This window comes from Sphingomonas faeni, assembly GCF_040407505.1.
In the GTDB taxonomy this organism is placed as follows: domain Bacteria; phylum Pseudomonadota; class Alphaproteobacteria; order Sphingomonadales; family Sphingomonadaceae; genus Sphingomonas; species Sphingomonas faeni_E.
This window is the reverse complement of sequence record NZ_JAPZPQ010000004.1, coordinates 394,962-411,318: the sequence shown is the minus strand read 5'-3', so window position 1 is coordinate 411,318 and position 16,357 is coordinate 394,962. Positions and strand designations below refer to the sequence as shown.

16 protein-coding genes are annotated in these 16,357 nt (G+C 65.1%); 10 read left to right on the top strand and 6 right to left on the bottom strand.

Annotated elements, in window-relative coordinates:
* Window positions 1–17 precede the first annotated feature (17 nt).
* From yidD to O6X71_RS15105, 4 genes are all read left to right on the top strand, one after another.
* Window positions 18–263: a membrane protein insertion efficiency factor YidD gene (yidD, locus tag O6X71_RS15120; RefSeq protein WP_056062193.1), complete on the top strand. Its 246-nt coding sequence runs from the start codon at window positions 18–20 to the stop codon at window positions 261–263.
* A complete protein-coding gene (gene yidC / locus O6X71_RS15115; RefSeq protein ID WP_253072033.1) occupies window positions 260–1,969 on the top strand; it encodes a membrane protein insertase YidC in 1,710 nt (569 codons plus the stop codon). The genes yidD and yidC overlap by 4 nt, the downstream gene beginning before the upstream one ends.
* Before the next feature lie 59 nt (window positions 1,970–2,028).
* Window positions 2,029–2,646: a ribosome biogenesis GTP-binding protein YihA/YsxC gene (yihA, locus tag O6X71_RS15110; protein ID WP_056487036.1), complete on the top strand. Its 618-nt coding sequence runs from the start codon at window positions 2,029–2,031 to the stop codon at window positions 2,644–2,646.
* 168 nt (window positions 2,647–2,814) lie between these two features.
* Window positions 2,815–4,266: a S41 family peptidase gene (locus O6X71_RS15105; protein WP_353466555.1), complete on the top strand. Its 1,452-nt coding sequence runs from the start codon at window positions 2,815–2,817 to the stop codon at window positions 4,264–4,266.
* A 200-nt stretch (window positions 4,267–4,466) separates the two neighbouring features.
* Here O6X71_RS15105 and O6X71_RS15100 read toward each other — a convergent pair whose 3' ends face one another.
* Entirely contained in the window at window positions 4,467–4,766 is a 300-nt protein-coding gene (locus tag O6X71_RS15100; protein ID WP_353466554.1) for a hypothetical protein, read from the bottom strand.
* A 144-nt stretch (window positions 4,767–4,910) separates the two neighbouring features.
* Here O6X71_RS15100 and O6X71_RS15095 point away from each other — a divergent pair, with 144 nt between their 5' ends.
* Genes O6X71_RS15095 through dapE form a run of 3 tightly spaced genes read left to right on the top strand, consistent with a single transcriptional unit; the run spans window position 4,911 to window position 7,718 of the window.
* Window positions 4,911–5,924: a phosphatase PAP2 family protein gene (locus tag O6X71_RS15095; protein WP_353466552.1), complete on the top strand. Its 1,014-nt coding sequence runs from the start codon at window positions 4,911–4,913 to the stop codon at window positions 5,922–5,924.
* 10 nt (window positions 5,925–5,934) lie between these two features.
* Entirely contained in the window at window positions 5,935–6,606 is a 672-nt protein-coding gene (locus O6X71_RS15090; RefSeq protein WP_353466551.1) for a glutathione S-transferase, read from the top strand.
* A complete protein-coding gene (gene dapE, locus O6X71_RS15085) occupies window positions 6,603–7,718 on the top strand; it encodes a succinyl-diaminopimelate desuccinylase (protein WP_353466550.1) in 1,116 nt (371 codons plus the stop codon). Before O6X71_RS15090 ends, dapE begins: the two co-directional genes overlap by 4 nt.
* Window positions 7,719–7,935: 217 nt before the next feature.
* Here the strand turns inward: dapE and O6X71_RS15080 are convergent, their stop codons facing one another.
* The 3 genes from O6X71_RS15080 to O6X71_RS15070 are packed head-to-tail and all read right to left on the bottom strand — an operon-like array spanning window position 7,936 to window position 10,542.
* Window positions 7,936–8,562 carry a Smr/MutS family protein gene (locus O6X71_RS15080; RefSeq protein ID WP_353466549.1) on the bottom strand — a complete coding sequence of 209 codons (627 nt, stop codon included), beginning with the start codon at window positions 8,560–8,562 and terminating at the stop codon, window positions 7,936–7,938.
* The gene (mltA, locus tag O6X71_RS15075) at window positions 8,537–9,886 is read right to left on the bottom strand and encodes a murein transglycosylase A (RefSeq protein WP_353466548.1); all 1,350 of its coding nucleotides are present in this window, start codon (window positions 9,884–9,886) and stop codon (window positions 8,537–8,539) included. Before mltA ends, O6X71_RS15080 begins: the two co-directional genes overlap by 26 nt.
* 11 nt (window positions 9,887–9,897) lie before the next feature.
* Window positions 9,898–10,542 carry a Tim44/TimA family putative adaptor protein gene (locus O6X71_RS15070; protein WP_132833291.1) on the bottom strand — a complete coding sequence of 215 codons (645 nt, stop codon included), beginning with the start codon at window positions 10,540–10,542 and terminating at the stop codon, window positions 9,898–9,900.
* Between the two features lie 168 nt (window positions 10,543–10,710).
* Between O6X71_RS15070 and secB the strand changes: the two genes are divergently transcribed.
* From secB to trpS, 3 genes are read left to right on the top strand one after another with little or no spacing between them, the layout of a single operon-like run.
* On the top strand, window positions 10,711–11,223 hold the full coding sequence (secB, locus tag O6X71_RS15065) for a protein-export chaperone SecB (RefSeq protein ID WP_056062172.1): 513 nt from the start codon (window positions 10,711–10,713) through the stop codon (window positions 11,221–11,223).
* Window positions 11,224–11,249: 26 nt separating this feature from the next.
* Window positions 11,250–12,815 (top strand): murein biosynthesis integral membrane protein MurJ, encoded by a 1,566-nt coding sequence (gene murJ, locus O6X71_RS15060; protein ID WP_353466547.1) that lies wholly within the window; start codon window positions 11,250–11,252, stop codon window positions 12,813–12,815.
* 9 nt (window positions 12,816–12,824) lie between these two features.
* Window positions 12,825–13,832 (top strand): tryptophan--tRNA ligase, encoded by a 1,008-nt coding sequence (gene trpS / locus O6X71_RS15055; protein ID WP_353466546.1) that lies wholly within the window; start codon window positions 12,825–12,827, stop codon window positions 13,830–13,832.
* A gap of 218 nt (window positions 13,833–14,050) precedes the next feature.
* On the opposite strand, the gene dnaA is transcribed toward trpS, so the two are convergent.
* Together dnaA and rpsT are read right to left on the bottom strand one after the other, a co-directional pair.
* A complete protein-coding gene (dnaA, locus tag O6X71_RS15050) occupies window positions 14,051–15,565 on the bottom strand; it encodes a chromosomal replication initiator protein DnaA (RefSeq protein WP_353466545.1) in 1,515 nt (504 codons plus the stop codon).
* A gap of 427 nt (window positions 15,566–15,992) precedes the next feature.
* Window positions 15,993–16,256, bottom strand: coding sequence for a 30S ribosomal protein S20 (gene rpsT / locus O6X71_RS15045; protein WP_031394736.1), 264 nt, complete (start codon window positions 16,254–16,256; stop codon window positions 15,993–15,995).
* Between the last annotated feature and the right edge of the window lie 101 nt (window positions 16,257–16,357).

Below are 16,357 nucleotides of genomic sequence, written 5' to 3'. Positions count from 1 at the left end.
CCAGCGTCGGTTTTGACATGCTAGCCCGCCTCCTCATCCTCCTCGCACGCGGCTGGCAACTCGGGCCTTCGCTCGTCCTGCCGTCGAGCTGCCGCTACGATCCTTCGTGTTCCGCCTATGCAATCGAGGCCGTTGGGCGCTATGGCGCGCTCAAGGGGGGCTGGTTGGCGGCGAAGCGTATTGCGCGTTGTCATCCGTGGGGCGGGTACGGCCCCGATCCGGTCCCAGATATCGACAAGAAACTGAAAGACGCCGCCCTGTGAAAGACGACAAGCAGAATTTCGTGCTGTTCGCGGTGATCGCGGCGCTGATCCTGTTCGGATGGCCGCTGATCCAGGGCAAGTTCTTCCCGACCGCGAATCCACCGGTCACGCGGATCGAGGGCGGCAAGACCAAGGCCGTCGCAAACCCCGCTGCCGATCCGGCAGCGGACGGCGCCGCCGCGATCGGCGATCGCAACGCAGTGATCGCTAGCACACCGCGCATCCGCATCGAGACCCCGCGCGTGTCCGGTTCGATTAACCTGAAGGGCGCGCGGATCGATGATCTCGTGCTCAAGGGCTATGACGAGACCGTCGCGAAGAACTCGCCGCCGATCCGCCTGCTGTCGCCCGCTGGCGCACCCGATGCCTATTTCGCAAGCTTCGGCTGGCGCGCGCAGGGCCTGACCCCGCCCGCCGCCGACGCCGTCTGGACGCCCTCGGGCGCGACAACGCTGACGCCGACCACGCCGGTCACGCTCGACGCGACCAACGCCACCGGCCAGCGCTTCCGTATCCAGATCGCGGTCGACCAGGATTACATGTTCACGGTCCGCCAGACCGTCCTCAACGCCGGCACCGCGCCCGTCCCCGTCGCCACCTATGGCCTCGTCAACCGTGTCGGTATATCGAAGGATCCGTCGTCGATGACGATCCATGTCGGGCCAATGTCGGTCGACAATGGCGGCGCGCATTACCGTCCGAATTACAAGGACATCGACGAGGCCGCGCAGAAGTTCACGACGACCGGCGGCTGGCTCGGCTTCACCGATAAATACTGGCTGACCGCGATCATCCCCGATCAGGGTCAGGCGTTCGACGGCCAGTTCCGCGCCGGCGCCAACAAGGCGTACCAGGCCGACTACGCGCTCCAGCCCAAGCAGGTCGCACCGGGCCAGTCGATCACGCAGGTCTCGCGCTTCTTCGCTGGCGCGAAGGAAGTCCGCCTGCTCGATCGCTACACCGACCAGGCCGGCGGCGTCGCGAAGCTCGATTATGCGATCGACTGGGGCTGGTTCCGGATCGTCGAGAAGCCGATCTTCTATTATCTCGACTGGCTGTTCCGCATGGTTGGCAACTTCGGCGTCGCGATCATCCTGCTGACCGTGACGATCCGCGGCCTGCTGTTCCCGATCGCCCAGCGCCAGTTCAAGTCGATGGCCGCGATGCGGGCCGTCCAGCCGAAGATGAAGCTGCTGCAGGAGAAGTATAAGGACGACAAGGTCCGCATGCAGCAGGAAGTGATGGCGCTGTACAAGGCGGAGAAGGTCAATCCGCTCGCGGGTTGCGCGCCGACGCTGCTCCAGATCCCGATCATGTATGCGCTGTACAAGGTGCTCATGCTGACGATCGAGATGCGTCACCAGCCGTTCGTCGCGTGGATCAAGGATCTGTCCGCGCCCGATCCGCTGACGCCGCTCAACCTGTTCGGTCTGCTGCCGTTCACGCCCCCGCACATGATCGCGATCGGCGTCGTGCCGATCATCCTGGGCATCAGCATGTACTTCCAGTTCAAGTTGAACCCGACGCCGATGGACGATACGCAGAAGCAGGTCTTCAAGCTGCTGCCATGGGTGCTGATGTTCGTCATGGCGCCGTTCGCGGTTGGCCTCCAGGTGTACTGGATCACGTCGAACTGCCTGACGATCATCCAGCAGAAGCTGCTCTACGCCCGCCATCCGGGCCTGAAAGTGCCGGTGACCAAGTGAACGACGTTCCCAACTTAGGCCCCGACCTCGAGCAGACCGACGCGCCGTTCACGCCGGAGATGCTGGAGCATGCGCGGAAACTGTTCGCGGGGCATGTCGGCTTCCTGAAGTCGGCGCCGACGCTTGAATTCCTGCCCGACGCGTCGGTGCCGGAGGTGGCGTTCGCCGGTCGCTCGAACGTCGGCAAGTCGTCGCTGTTGAACGCACTCACCGGGCGCAACTCGATGGCGCGCACGTCGAACACGCCGGGCCGCACGCAGGAGCTGAACTTCTTCGACGTCGGCGCCCCGCTCGCGTTCCGACTGGTCGACATGCCCGGCTATGGGTTCGCCAAGGCGCCCAAGGACGTCGTCAAGAAATGGCGCTTCCTGATCAACGACTTCTTGCGCGGGCGTGACGTTCTCAAGCGCGCGCTCGTGCTGATCGACTCGCGCCACGGCATCAAGGACGTCGATCGCGAGATCCTCGAGATGCTCGACAAGGCCGCGGTCAGCTACCGCATGGTCCTTACCAAGGCGGACAAGATCAAGGCGTCCGAACTCGTCGAGGTCACCGAGCGTACTGCCGCGGAAGCGCGCAAGCGTCCGGCCGCGCATCCCGACATTCTCGTGACGTCGAGCGAATACGGCATGGGCATTCCCGAGCTGCGCGCGGCGGTGGTCGAAGCGGTCAGCTGACGGCATAGTTTGCAGACTCGCTCCCTTCTAATGACGATGGCAGGTGACGCTGGCAGGTATACTGCCAGCCGCCCCACCAAATCCGCCGACATCGGATCAATCTTCGATTTCCCGCTGGCATCGTACGACGAATTCCTTAGCCTCCGTCGAACGGGTGGAGATTACGCAATGCGGGTACGGTTTGGGGCGATGCTGGCGATGGCAGCGATGCTGTCGGGCTGCGGGGGTAGCGACGGCAACACGAACTCGACCGGTGGCGGTACCGGCGGTGCGATTGGTGTCACGCCGACACCTACGCCCACCACGACCGCTGGCTGTTCGTTGCGCGAGCGCCAGGACTGGGCTGCGGCGCAGCTTCGCGAATGGTATCTGTTCCCCGATACGCTGCCTGCGACCTTGAGCCCTGCGGGGTACACGACGGTCGATGGCTATATCGACGCGCTGACCGCGACCGCGCGGGCGCAGCGCAAGGATCGGTATTTCACGTACCTGACGTCGATCAAGGAAGAGACGGCGTATTACACCTCTGGATCGAGTGCCGGTTTCGGCATCCGGTTTGCGGTCGACCAGACCGGCCTGCGCCTGTTCGCGGCTGAGTCGTTCGAGGGCGCACCAGCGCTCGCCGCGGGGATCGATCGCGGAACGGAGATCCTCGCGATCGGCACGACGGCAAGCAATCTGCGTACGATCACCACGATCGGCAACAACGATGGGCCGAATGGGCTAGCAACCGCACTTGGCCCAGACACCGTCGGAACGACCCGCGTGTTCCAAGTCTCGGATGCTGCCGGTACGCGAAACGTGACCGTGACCAAGGCCGACTTCAACCTGTTGCCGGTCTCGACACGCTACGGCGCGAAGATCATCGACGATAGCGGCCAGCGCGTTGGTTACATCAACCTGCGCACGTTCATCTTCACGGCAGAACCAGCACTCAAAGCGGCGTTCGCGAATTTCCGCGCGCAGGGCGTGACCAAGGTCATCATCGACCTGCGCTACAATGGCGGCGGTCTCGTCGCGACGGCGGAGTATCTCGGCGACCTCCTCGGCGGTGGGCGATCGACATCGGAAGTGTTCGACTACACGACGTTCCGCACGGAAAAGGCATCGAACAACGAGACTCGCCTCTTCGCGCCGCAACCCGAATCGATCGCCCCGACACGGATCGCGTTCATCGGCAGCGGCGGCACCGCGTCGGCAAGCGAACTCGTGATCAACGCCTTCACACCGTATCTCCACGGCAATTCGGCGCTGATCGGTACCAACACCTACGGCAAGCCCGTCGGCCAGATCGCGCTCGACAAGCCCGCGTGCGACGATCGTCTGCGTGTGATCGCCTTCGCGACGCAGAACGCGGCGCGCAACGGCAATTACTTCGATGGTTTGGCGTCGACCGTCGAGGCGACCTGTCGCGCAACGGATGATATCAGCTTCCCTCTCGGCGACGCGCGCGAGGCGTCGACGCGTCGCGCGCTCGACTTCCTGGCGGGCCGCAGCTGCTCGGCGATCACCAGCGATGTCAGCGCGCAGTCGGCACGGACTACGGCGAGCACCCGCCAGGACTTGCTGATCCCCGCAGCGCCGACCACCGCCCAACGTATGGTCCCCGGCTCGTTCTAGCGCGATACCGCCAGGGAGGTATCCGTGGCGTGGTCATTACGGCGACGGCCATCGCCCACCTGGAACGGGGACAGCAGTTAAGCGCCATCCTGGGTCTACGACGTCCCCAATTGGGCCCCCTTGTCGTGGTTGTGGCCGGTATGACGTTCGCAATCTATACTCGCTCCCCTCCCTAGAAGGGCGGGGGGCCTGCTCGCCGCCTACGGCGCAGGCACCAGCGCCATCGAGCCGGACACCGCCCGGGAAAAATGTGCCACGACGATCGGCCCGTCTTGCTTGTCCATCATATACCCATCCACACCGCGCGGCGTGCCATCAGCGCGAACGACTGGCCACCGATCCCTTTGGCCCGAGGTTCTGCAGAATCCATCGATCTGCAACAGCGACAATGCGATCGCCGTCGTGATGACGATTGAGGCGAGCGCGAACCCGGCCCGAACCCGGTCCAGCACAAGAATCTCGCGTTCGTTCGTATCGTCGCTCCCGTCGTGCGTGTACACCGACGCGGTGACGTCGCCTGCTCGACGGCCGGTGACGCCCTGATCGCCGGTGCAGCATCGTTCGATGCCGTTCAGCCACGCGAAAGCCTGTGCAGCCGACGAGGGTCGCTTGTTCCTCCGGATGTGATACGCGTTCGCCCACCCATGATTGACGTTTCGATTACAGCCACTCCACCACGCGCCGACGCGTATCGCGGCACACCCCCCGCAAGCGCGACCATGCCCGATTATGGGTGGTGGATCGGCGGGGGGATGATCGTCAGCATCGCGATGCTGACGATCATGATGCACATCGCCGGTCTGGCGATCAATCCCGCCGACGCGGACACCCTGCCGTTCTACGTTAGTGGCGTCGTGGTGCTTGCGTTGCGCTTCGGCCTGCGCGACCGCTCGTGGCGTCATGCCCGCGCGGTCGCCGACTGCGCCGAATATTACGGGGTCTTCACCATCCTGGCGTTGATGGGGGCGGTGGCGAGCTATCCGGTCGCGGCGTTGACGCACGGGTTCCACGACGCGGCACTCCAGCGGATCGATGCAATCCTGCATTTCGACTGGCTTGCCTGGTACAGGCTGGTCGCCGCGACGCCGGTGCTGCAGTCGCTCGGTCTTGCGGCGTATCGGAGCATCTACCTGACGCCCGCGATCCTGTTTGCGACCTTCGCCTTCACCGGCGACCGGGTTGCCGCGCACCGGTTTCTCGCGGTATTCTGGCTGACCGCGGTAGGCACGCTCATTCTCTACACGTTCATGCCGGCGATCGGCCCGTTCTCGTACCTGTGGCACGGCACCATCCCCTATATGCCCGAGAGCGAGCAATGGCAGCAGGGGCTGATCCCGGCGCTGCGCGATCACAGCGTGCGGGTCGTCGACCTAGGGCATCTCCGCGGTATCGTTTCGGCACCCAGCTTCCATGCCGCCGCCGCCACGCTCTACATCAATGCGGCGTGGCGCCTGCCGCGGCTGCGCTGGCCGGTGCTCGCATCGAATGTGGCGATGCTGTTGTCGACACCCGTCGAGGGGACGCATTATCTGATCGACATCCTGCTCGGCACGATCGTCGCGTTGGCAGCTATCGCCACGCTGCACCGCCTCATGCCGCGTAGCACCGCGCGTGGAGCCAGCGCCAACCACGTTGCCGTGGCCCGCCTGCCCCGTTAGTCCACACCCCATGAAACTGATCATCGGCAACAAGGCCTATTCGTCCTGGTCGCTTCGCGGCTGGCTCGCCTGCAAACAATCCGGACTACCGTTCGAAGAGGTGGTCGTGCCGATGTACGACGCCGACTGGGAAAAGCGCCGCTCGGGCGACGAATTCGCGCCGTCGTCGGGCAAGGTCCCGATCCTTTGGGACGGCGACGCCGTCGTGTGGGACAGCCTGGCGATCGTCGACTATCTCGCGGACAAGGTCGGGCGCGAGCGCTTCTGGCCCGAGGACAATGCGGCACGTGCGATGGCGCGGTCGATGGCTGCCGAGATGCATTCGAGCTTTGCCGCGCTGCGTCGCAAGCACAGCATGAACGTGCGCCAGGTGTTTCCGGCAAGCACGCCGGACGACGACGTGCTTCTCGAGTTGCAGCGGGTCATGGAGATCTGGGCACAGGCTCGCGCACGATTCGGTGGCGGCGGCGATTTCCTGTTCGGCCAGTTCGGGGCGGCGGACATCATGTTTGCGCCGTTGGTGACGCGGATCGTCACGTACCAGCTTCCGATAGCGCGGTTTGCGGCGGGGTATATGCAGGCGATGTTCGAGCATCCGTTCATGCAGGACTGGATCGCCGCGGCGCAGGAAGAGGAATGGGTCCTCGAACAATTCGAGCAGCCGGTGCCCGCGACCGCATGATCGACCCGGTTGCGCTCGCACAGGCGCTGCTCCGCGCGGATAGCGTCACGCCCGCGCGCGGTGCGGTGTTCGACGTGCTGGAAGCGGCGCTCGTCCCCCTCGGCTTTGCGGTAGACCGGTTCACGGTCGGCGAGGCACCCGACGGCCCGGTCGAGAATCTGCTGGCCGTGCGCGGCGATGGACCGCGGCATCTGGCATTTGCCGGCCATGTCGACGTCGTCCCCCCCGGCGAAGGCTGGACGGGGTCGCCCTGGTCCGGCGAGCTTCGCGACGGGCTGCTCTACGGCCGCGGCGCGGTGGACATGAAGGGTGCGGTTGCTGCCTTCGTTGCGGCCGCGAGCCGGAGCGATGCCGGGACGCTGTCGCTCATCATCACCGGCGACGAAGAGGGACCCGCGACGTACGGGACCGTCGCGCTGATGGAGCGGATGGCGTCGCGCGGCGTCGTGCCCGACCTGTGTTTGGTCGGTGAACCGACCTCGACCGCGCGCCTCGGCGACATGGTCAAGATCGGGCGGCGCGGTTCGGTCAACATCTGGATCGACGTGCCGGGGCGGCAGGGTCACGTCGCCTACCCCCATCTCGCCGACAACCCGATCCCTCGGCTGATTGCGATCCTGGCCGAGATCGAAGGCGTGGTGTTGGACGAGGGCACCGACTGGTTCCAGCCGTCGAACATCGAGGTTACCGACATCACCGTCGGCAACCCGGCGCACAATGTCATCCCGGCCAAAGCCTCGGCCCGGCTCAGCATCCGGTTCAACGATCAACACCGCGGGGCGGACCTCATCGAGCGTATCCGCGCGATCGCCGAGCGTCATGCGCCGGGCGTAGTGGTGACGGGGAAGGTCTCGGGCGAAGCGTTTCTGACCGAGCCGGGCGCTTTCTCGACGCTTTTGTCGGAGGCCATCGCGGGCGCGACCGGGGTCACCCCGGAACTGTCGACCACCGGGGGCACGTCCGATGCGCGCTTCCTGTCGAAGCTTTGCCCTGTGGTGGAGTTCGGGTTGATCAACGCGACGATGCACAAGGTTGATGAAGCGGTCGCGGTCGAGGATCTGCGGACGCTGACGGATATCTATGCGGACGTGATCGCGCGAGCGCTCGACTAGCGCCTTACTAGAAAGGGGTGGTTGGGGGTGGGTAGGGCCGCTTGAGCCGCACCGTATGCATTCGCGGAAGCCGACCCACCCCCTGCCCCTCCCTTCCAGGGAGGGGGGAAGTAGATGTGCCGAAACTTACTCAAATCCACAGGCTGCCGATCACCATATGATTGCCAAACTGCGGTAACGATAGTGAGTCCCGGATCTCGCGAAACCGAACGCAGAGCTAGTCCCGTCCACGGCGCAGGACGATGTATAGCGCGCCCTGCCCGCCATGCCGCGGATGCGCGCCACGTACCGCAGCGATCGAGTCGGCATGCCGCGAGCCGGCCAGCCAGTCGGTTACTGCAGACCGGATGGCGCCTCTCGCGTGCGGGCGTTCGCTTTCGGGGCGGGGCGGCTTGCCCGTCACCAGCAGCAATACGCGGTCGCCGCGCGCGATCGCCCGGCCCAAGCCGACGTCGAGCAGCGCATGGGCGGACGCCAGCGTGTGGCCATGCAGGTCGATCGAGCTGTCGGGGCTTACTACACCCCGCGTGAGCCTCTTGTCCCAGCCGCCATCGAGCGTGTTGGCCGTGATCGGTTTGGCTACAGGCCGCGCGACTACTGGCTTGGCCCCCGCCCGCGCGGCGTACGGCGTGACCACGGTACGGACTAGCGGCTTCACCCGCCCCATCGGCGCTGGCGGTGCAGGCACGATCTTGCCGTTGGGACCGATGATCGGCTTGGGTGGAGGCGGCAGCGGCGGCGCGCGCTCCGGGATGCGCACGGCGACCGCACGCATCGGACGCACGCTCGCCATCACGCGCGCCCAAAGATGTGCCTCATCAGGGTTGAGCGGACGGCCCGCCATATCGCGCCCCATTCGCTTGGCCGTTCAGGCGCGCCACGGTGCCGATCGGGAGCAGCAGGTACGCGGTGCCGCGTCCGGCCATGCCGCCGGCGGTCGCTTCGGCCGCCGCGCCGGCACCCCAGAACGTGTCGAAACGATTGCTGCCCTTGATCGCGCCGCCGGTATCCTGCGCGATCCACAAGCCGCTCGCGTCCTGCCGGTCGAGCGACAGGAACACGGGCGCGCCGAGCGGCACGAACTTGACATCGGCGGCGGCGCTCACTTGGCCGGTAACCGGCAGGCCGAGTGCCCCTAGGGGTGCGCCCTCGAGCTCACGGAAGAACACGAAGCTCTTGTTCTCGCGCATGATGGCCTGCCCCTCGGCCGGATGTGCGTGGAGCCACGCGACGATGCCCTGCATCGAGGTCTGGCCCGGCTGGAGCAGCCCACGCGACTTCATCAGTGCGCCGATACCGGTATAGTCGCGGCCGTTCTGCGTCGCATAGCCGATCCGAAGGATCTCGCCGTCGGGCAACCGCAGCCGCCCCGAACCCTGGATCTGGAGGAAGAACAACTCGACCGGATCGCGCGCCCAGGCGAGGATCGGCGCCTTGCCCGATAGCGCGCCCTGCTCGATCGCGGTGCGATCGTAATAGGGCACCAAGTTGCTGCGATCGACACGACCGCGCACCTTCTTGCCCTTGAGGCTGGTCGAAAACGCGCCGAGATCGACGTCGATAAGGTCGTTCGGACGCGCATAGATCGGTGCATAGCCATCACGACGCTCTAGGGACCCGGCGATCTCGGGTTCATAATAGCCCGTCGCGAACGCCTTGCCGTCGCCGATCTGCGCGGCCTCAAACCACTGCGCGAAGAACGTCCGAGCATCACGGCGATCGGTCGATGCCGCTGCGGTACAGGCCGGCTGCCAATCAGCGCCGCGCGTCAGCCCTGACGTATCGTTACGACGCACCAGCGACGGACAACTCGTGACAAACGCCGCGAACGCCGCCTGCGCCTGCACATCGTCAATCAGCAGACTCGCGATCGGTGGCCCCGGAATGACACCGGCAGCCGCAGCATTCGCAGGTTCGACCACAGGGACGACCGGCGATGCGAGCATCGGCACCGCACCGACGATCCGGGCGGGCGACTGAATACCGCGAATGTTCGGGGATGCACCGGTATCGCGCGACGGATGCACGCGAACGGATTCGCTGGGTCTATTATCCGTCCGGTCGTCTGCCCGGTCCACCGGTGGCGGACCCGACCGTGGTGGTTCGACACCACCGACGCACGCGCTCAACAGCGTCGCCAGTCCCAGACCGCCGAGCCTTCCCCCCATGCCCCGACCCATCAGGCTTCGTCGGTGTCCGCAAGCTTCCAGTTCGGATCGCTGCTCTTCAGCGTCCGAGCGAACGTCCAGACGTCGTGCGTCTCCACTGCGTCGGTCAGCGACCCCGCAAGGACATTGCCCTCCGCGTCACGCGTGACGGCTGCGATGTCCGCGTCGAACCGGACCGTGATACGCGCCTCGCGACCCGTGAGAGTTGCATCGGCGATCAGCGCACGCTCGATCGACACCAGACGGTTGTCGAGCACTTCACCAGCCTCGCGCCGTGCTTCGATCGCCTCGACAAATGCCGCACGGACGTCGTCGACGGCGAGATCGGCCAGCGCGTCCTCGTCACCCTTCCAGAACGCTTCGAGCACCATGCGGTACGCCGCCTGCGCACCCTCGAGAAAGCGCGCGACATCGAAGCCGGGCTCGCCCGCAACGATCGCTCGCAGGCCGGGCTCCGCCTTTGGCTCCAGATTGCGATTGGCGACTTCGCGCGCATCGGGAACCGCCTCGACGGTTCGCGGCACGGCGGCGAGCGCAGGACGGTCCTCGGCCGCACGCGGCAGGGGCTGCTCATGCCCCGTCCGCTTGCCGAGCACGCTGTAGAGTCGCATCGCCAAGAAGCCTGCAACCATCGCGAGAAGAACTACGTAAAACAACCGTGCCTCCGATCTTCGCTTCAACATAGGGCAAACCCGCAGCTATTCAAACCCGCGCCCGTTGAAACGCCCCTTCGGCACTGCTACTCGCACCACCTCGATCGAACAGAACGCGCAAGCGGTCCGCTTCGGTCCCAATTTTCCGCTTATTATCTAAGGACACGACGAATGGATGATCAGGACAACGGCTTCACCATGCCCGACCAGGCTCTCGCGAACGGTGAAGACACGGTCCCCGCTGCCGGGCTGATCTCGCAATACGTCAAGGACCTGTCGTTCGAGAACCCGAACGCGCCGGCCGTCTACCAGAACCAGACCCCGCCGGCGATCGACGTGCAGTTCAACATCGGCGCGGCGCAGGTCGGCGACGAAGTGCATGAGGTCGTGCTGAAGATCGACGTCCGCGCCGAGAGCGAGGGACAGGTCGCGTTCATCGTCGACCTTTCGTATGCGGGCCTGTTCGGGCTGCGCAACATCCCGGCCGAGCATGTCCAGCCGTTCCTGCTGGGCGAGGCACCGCGCCTGCTGTTCCCGTTCGCCCGCCGCGTGCTGTCTGATGCGGTGCGTGACGGTGGCTTCCCGCCGCTGCTGCTCGAGCCCATCGATTTCTCGCAGCTGTATCTTCAGCAGTCCGAACAGCAGGGTATCCAGCCTAACGTCGGCGATTTCGGCCAAGCCTGAACGATACGGGGGCGGAGCGCGCTTAGATGAATCTTACCAAGGCGCTGGGATCGGTCGGCGGGCTGACGCTCGCCAGCCGGGTCCTTGGGCTCGTGCGCGACTCGCTGTTCGCGCGGTTCGTCGGTGCGGGCTTCGCGTCGGACGCGTTCCTGATCGCGTTCCGCCTCCCGAACATGTTCCGCGCCCTCTTCGCGGAGGGCGCGTTCTCCGCTGCGTTCATCCCGATGTTCAATCGGAAGGTCGGTGACAAAAACGGTCGTGGATTGCCGGACGGGATCGCGTTCGCCGAGGACGCGCTGTCCGTGCTGTTACCGACGCTGATCCTGATGACGGTGCTGTTCGAAATCGCGGCGTGGCCGATGACGTGGCTGCTGACCTTCGGGTTCAATGGCGCGAGCGCTGAGCGGTTCGACTATGTCGTCCACCTGTCACGGATCATGCTGCCCTATCTGCCCCTGATCAGTCTTGTCTCGCTGCTCGGCGGCATCCTCAATTCGCTGCACAAGTTCTGGATCAACGCGGCCGCGCCGATCCTGCTGAACGCGACTCTGATCGCCGCGCTGCTGCTGTTCCACGAACACCAGCCGCTGCTCACCGCGCGCAACCAGGCGATTGCGGTGACGATATCGGGGGCGTTGCAGCTCGGATGGCTGATTTGGGCGTGCCGGGCGTCGGGCGTGAAGCTCCGGCTCAAGCGTCCGCAGCTCAACCCCGACGTGAAGAAGCTCATGTCGCTGATCTGGCCAGCCGCCGCGGGTGCCGGCGCGGTGCAGATCAACCTCGTTGTTTCGACCGCGCTTGCCGCTGCGCTGCTGCCGGCCGGCTCCGTCTCGTACATCTATTTCGCTGATCGGCTGAATCAGCTCCCGCTGGGCCTGATCGGCATCGGCCTCGGCACCGTCCTGCTCCCCACCATTTCGCGTCAGCTCGGTCGCGGCGAGGACGCCGAGGCAATGGCGACGCAGAACCGCGGCATGGAACTCGCGCTGTTCCTGACGCTGCCCGCGACGGTCGCGCTGATCGTCTGCGGCGTGCCGATCGTCGGCGCATTGTTCCAGCACGGCAAGTTCGCGCTCGAGGACAGCGTGCTGACCGCGCAGGCCTTGGCCGCGTTCTCGATCGGCCTGCCGTCGTACATCCTCGTGAAGGTCCTCACGCCCGGCTATTACGCGCGCTCCGACACGCGGACGCCGGTGCGCTATGCGACGATGTCGATGGTCGTGAACCTCGTCCTCAACCTCGCCTTCATCAAGCCGCTCGGCCATATGGGCCCGCCGCTCGCCACCGCGATCGCCAGCACGGTCAACGTCGCGATGCTGTACCGGACGCTGGTGCGGCGCGGGCACTTCACGCCTGACGCCCGCCTGCGTCGCCGGACGTGGCGGTTGTTGGTCGCCGCGCTGATCATGGGCGTTGTGATGTTTTTCCTCAACGACCTGTTCCAGCCGTTCGTGACCGGCACCAGCATCCAGCGATGGGGCGCCATGCTGGTGCTGGTTACCACCGGCGGGGTGGTCTATGCGATCGCGACATTGCTCACCGGCGCGTTCCGGTTGGGCGACATCTCCACGCTTTTGCGTCGTTCCAAGTAAGGTTTTTCCATGCGCGTCGTGTCCGGCATCAAGCCCACCGGTAATCTCCATCTCGGCAATTACCTGGGGGCGGTGAAGCAGTGGGTGACGCTGCAGGACGATGTCGCCGCACAGGGTGGCGAGTCGATGTTCTTCATCGCCGATCTGCACGCCCCGACCGAATGGATCGCGCCGGCGGAGCTGTCGGCGCACACGATCGAGGTCGCCGCGACGATGATCGCGGCGGGGATCGATCCGGCGAAGTCGATCCTGTTCAACCAGGCGCGTGTGCCGGCGCATAGCGAGATGGCGTGGCTGCTCAACACCGTCGCGCGCGTCGGCTGGCTGAACCGGATGACGCAGTTCAAGGACAAGGCGGGGAAGAACCGCGAGGGCGCGAGCGTCGGACTGTACGATTATCCGGTGCTGATGGCGGCCGACGTGCTGCTCTACAATGCGACTCACGTGCCGGTCGGCGAGGACCAGAAGCAGCACCTCGAACTCGCGCGCGACATCGCCACCAAGTTCAACGGCGACTACGGCGTGGACCTGTTCACTCTGCCCGCACCGCTGATCAGCAAGGCCGCACCGCGGATCATGTCCTTGCGCGATGCGTCGGCGAAGATGTCGAAGTCGAACCCGTCCGAGCAGTCGGTGGTCAAGCTGATCGACAGCGACGACACGATTGCCGACAAGTTCCGCAAGGCGAAGACCGATCCCGACGTGTTGCCCGCGACGGTCGAGGAACTGGGCGACCGCGCCGAGGCACGCAACCTGCTGACGATCTACGCGGCGTTGGCGGACTCTGACGTGGCGACCGTGCTGGGCGAGTTTGGCGGGAAAGGCTTCGGCGCGTTCAAGCCCGCGCTGGCGGATCTCGCGGTAGCTAAGCTCGGGCCGATCCGTGACGAGATGGTGCGGTTGCTCGACGATCGCAGCGCGGTGACGGCGGTGTTGCAGGCAGCTGCGGAGAAGGCGCGTGCGCTGGCGGCGCCGGTGCTTAAGCAAACGCAGGATGCGATGGGGTTGCAGGTTTAACCCCTATTCCGTCATCCTGACGAAAGTCAGGATCTAGAGCCATAAAGGGCAGCGTCCGTAACTCTGGATCCTGACTTTCGTCAGGATGACGGGGGAGTTTTTGGTGTGCCGGGTCACGCGGCCACATGCCGCGATATCGCGCGCACTAGCTTGTTCCCCCGCGAAGGCGGGGGTCCTGTCTGGACTCCCGCCTTCGCGGGAGAACATGGAGGGGAAGGCTAGCCTTCGAGCTCGCGCATCAGCACGCGCACTGCCGCGTCGATATCGCGATCCGAATCACGCAGTTCCTCGATCTTCCGCACCGCATGGATCACTGTCGAGTGATCGCGGCCACCGAATTTGCGGCCAATCTCAGGGAGCGAGCGAGTCGTTAGCCGCTTCGCCAGATACATCGCGATTTGCCGCGGCCGCGCCACCGCGCGCGCGCGCCGCGCCGAGATCAGGTCGAGCGGCTTCAATTCGAAATGTGCTGACACGAGCTTCTGGATCTCGTCGATCGTCACGCGCTTCTGCGCACCCCGCAGCACCTCGCCCAACGTCGCCACCGCGAAGTCGAGGTCGATCGTGTCGCCGGTCAGCTGCGCATATGCGACGACGCGGTTGAGCGCGCCTTCCAGCTCGCGGATGTTCGCATGGATGCGCGCCGCGAGCAGGTCGAGCACGTCGGTCGGCACACGCATGTCGGGCAGGTCGACCAGCTTCCGGTCGAGGATCGTCCGGCGCAGTGTCAGGTCGGGCGCCTTGATATCTGCGACGAGGCCGACAGACATCCGGCTGACGATCCGCGCCTCGACGCCTTCCAGTGCCTGCGGGCAGCGGTCGGCGGAGATCACCAGCCGCTTGCCCGCCGCCATGATCTCGTTGACGGTGTGGAAGAATTCTTCCTGCGTCGCGTCCTTGCCGGCGATGAACTGGAGGTCGTCGATCAGCAACAGGTCGGCACCGCGCAAGCGCTGCTTGAAGGCATGCGTATCACGCGCGCGCATCGACGCGACGAAATCGTACATGAACCGCTCGGCGGACATGCACAGCACGATCGCGTTCGGGTTATGCTCGAGGAATGCGTGACCGATCGCGTGCATGAGGTGGGTCTTGCCCTGCCCCGTGCCGCTGTGGAGGAACAGCGGGCTGAACCGCACCGGACCGGGCTCGGCGAGCACCTTGGCTGCGTTGAACGCGACCTTGTTGGACGGATCGACGACGAATCGCGCAAAGGTGTAGCGCGGATCGAGCGGCGGACGTTCAGCGGGCACGCCGACCGGGGCCAACGTCACGACGGGCGCCGGCGCTGGCTTCAGCGAGGGATCGACGCCGAACTTCATCACCACCTGCATTGGCTCGGCAATCGGCTTAGGAGCCGGCTTGGCTTCGACCGGCAGCGGATCCGCAACGGGCTTTGCCGGAATGGCATCGGCCACCGGCTCGATCGCCAGCACGACGGCTGCGCGACCCGGTGCCCGAGTCTCGATCTGGACGGTACGGACGTTGGGCAGGATCTGCTTGAATTCGAGCACCAGCCGGTCCGCATAGTGATTGCGAACCCAGTTGGTCATGAACGCGGATGGCAGCGCGAGGCGGATCGTGTCGCGGTCCTCGCCGGGGATCAGCTCGATCGGCTTCAGCCACTGTTCGAACAGTCGCGCACCCGCGGACTCCTTCAAGGATGCACGAACACGAGCCCAGGCCTTTTCGGCCTCGGTCGCGTGCGTCACTGATCCTTGCCACTTCGTCACGCGCACACTTCTCCGACCCCGCGAGATTGCTCGCGCGGGTGATATAGTCCCGACAGAAAATGGTCCCCCTGACGACCCCAAGGGTCATCCGGCATCTTCGCCCTGTTTGTTGATGCAGCGGTGGAAACCACCGTCGCTGTGAGCCCCGTTATGAAGCGATCGACGATCCTAGCAAGGCCCCGAGGCGTCACATTTTCGAAATAAAGCGGGTTGACTTGATCAAGCCGCGGAAATGCGTCGATATTTTTATAAGTCGCTGTCTTTACGCATTTTTTGCAATTTCCGCGATTGCGTGACGTGATTCTCGATCACACGAATCGTGGCGAATCCTAGGGTTATGCGGACTCCCCGCCGGTTCCGTTCGCAGACGCAAAAAACCCGCCGGGAAGGTCCCGACGGGTGATCAGCTTCGACAATGATCGGTCGCTTAGGCGAGCCCGGTCACGGCCTTGGTCAGACGCGCGAACTTGCGGCTCGCGGTGTTCTTGTGCAGCACGCCCTTGGCGACGCCACGCTGAAGCTCAGGCTGTGCCGCTGCGAGTGCGGTGGTCGCTGCGCCCTTGTCGCCCGATGCCAGTGCGGCCTCGACCTTCTTGATGAAGGTACGGATACGGCCGACGCGGTTGCCGTTCACTTCCGCGCGACGGTCGTTGCGACGGATACGCTTTTTCGCCTGCGGCGTGTTCGCCATGAAGCCCTCTGGATGTTCGAATGAATAAAAAGGGGCGCCGGATTGCTCCTACGCCCTCTCGAAGCCGCGGCCCTACTCACTTTGCGCTGGCCCGTCAACTG

Coding starts and splice junctions, on each gene's coding strand:
- rpsT (WP_031394736.1), bottom strand. CDS start 16,256: ATGGCGAACACGCCGCAGGCGAAAAAGCGTATCCGTCGCAACGACCGT.
- murJ (WP_353466547.1), top strand. CDS start 11,250: ATGAATCTTACCAAGGCGCTGGGATCGGTCGGCGGGCTGACGCTCGCC.
- dapE (WP_353466550.1), top strand. CDS start 6,603: ATGATCGACCCGGTTGCGCTCGCACAGGCGCTGCTCCGCGCGGATAGC.
- O6X71_RS15080 (WP_353466549.1), bottom strand. CDS start 8,562: ATGGCGGGCCGTCCGCTCAACCCTGATGAGGCACATCTTTGGGCGCGC.
- trpS (WP_353466546.1), top strand. CDS start 12,825: ATGCGCGTCGTGTCCGGCATCAAGCCCACCGGTAATCTCCATCTCGGC.
- mltA (WP_353466548.1), bottom strand. CDS start 9,886: ATGGGGGGAAGGCTCGGCGGTCTGGGACTGGCGACGCTGTTGAGCGCG.
- yidD (WP_056062193.1), top strand. CDS start 18: ATGCTAGCCCGCCTCCTCATCCTCCTCGCACGCGGCTGGCAACTCGGG.
- O6X71_RS15090 (WP_353466551.1), top strand. CDS start 5,935: ATGAAACTGATCATCGGCAACAAGGCCTATTCGTCCTGGTCGCTTCGC.
- O6X71_RS15095 (WP_353466552.1), top strand. CDS start 4,911: ATGATTGACGTTTCGATTACAGCCACTCCACCACGCGCCGACGCGTAT.
- yihA (WP_056487036.1), top strand. CDS start 2,029: ATGCTGGAGCATGCGCGGAAACTGTTCGCGGGGCATGTCGGCTTCCTG.
- O6X71_RS15105 (WP_353466555.1), top strand. CDS start 2,815: ATGCGGGTACGGTTTGGGGCGATGCTGGCGATGGCAGCGATGCTGTCG.
- secB (WP_056062172.1), top strand. CDS start 10,711: ATGGATGATCAGGACAACGGCTTCACCATGCCCGACCAGGCTCTCGCG.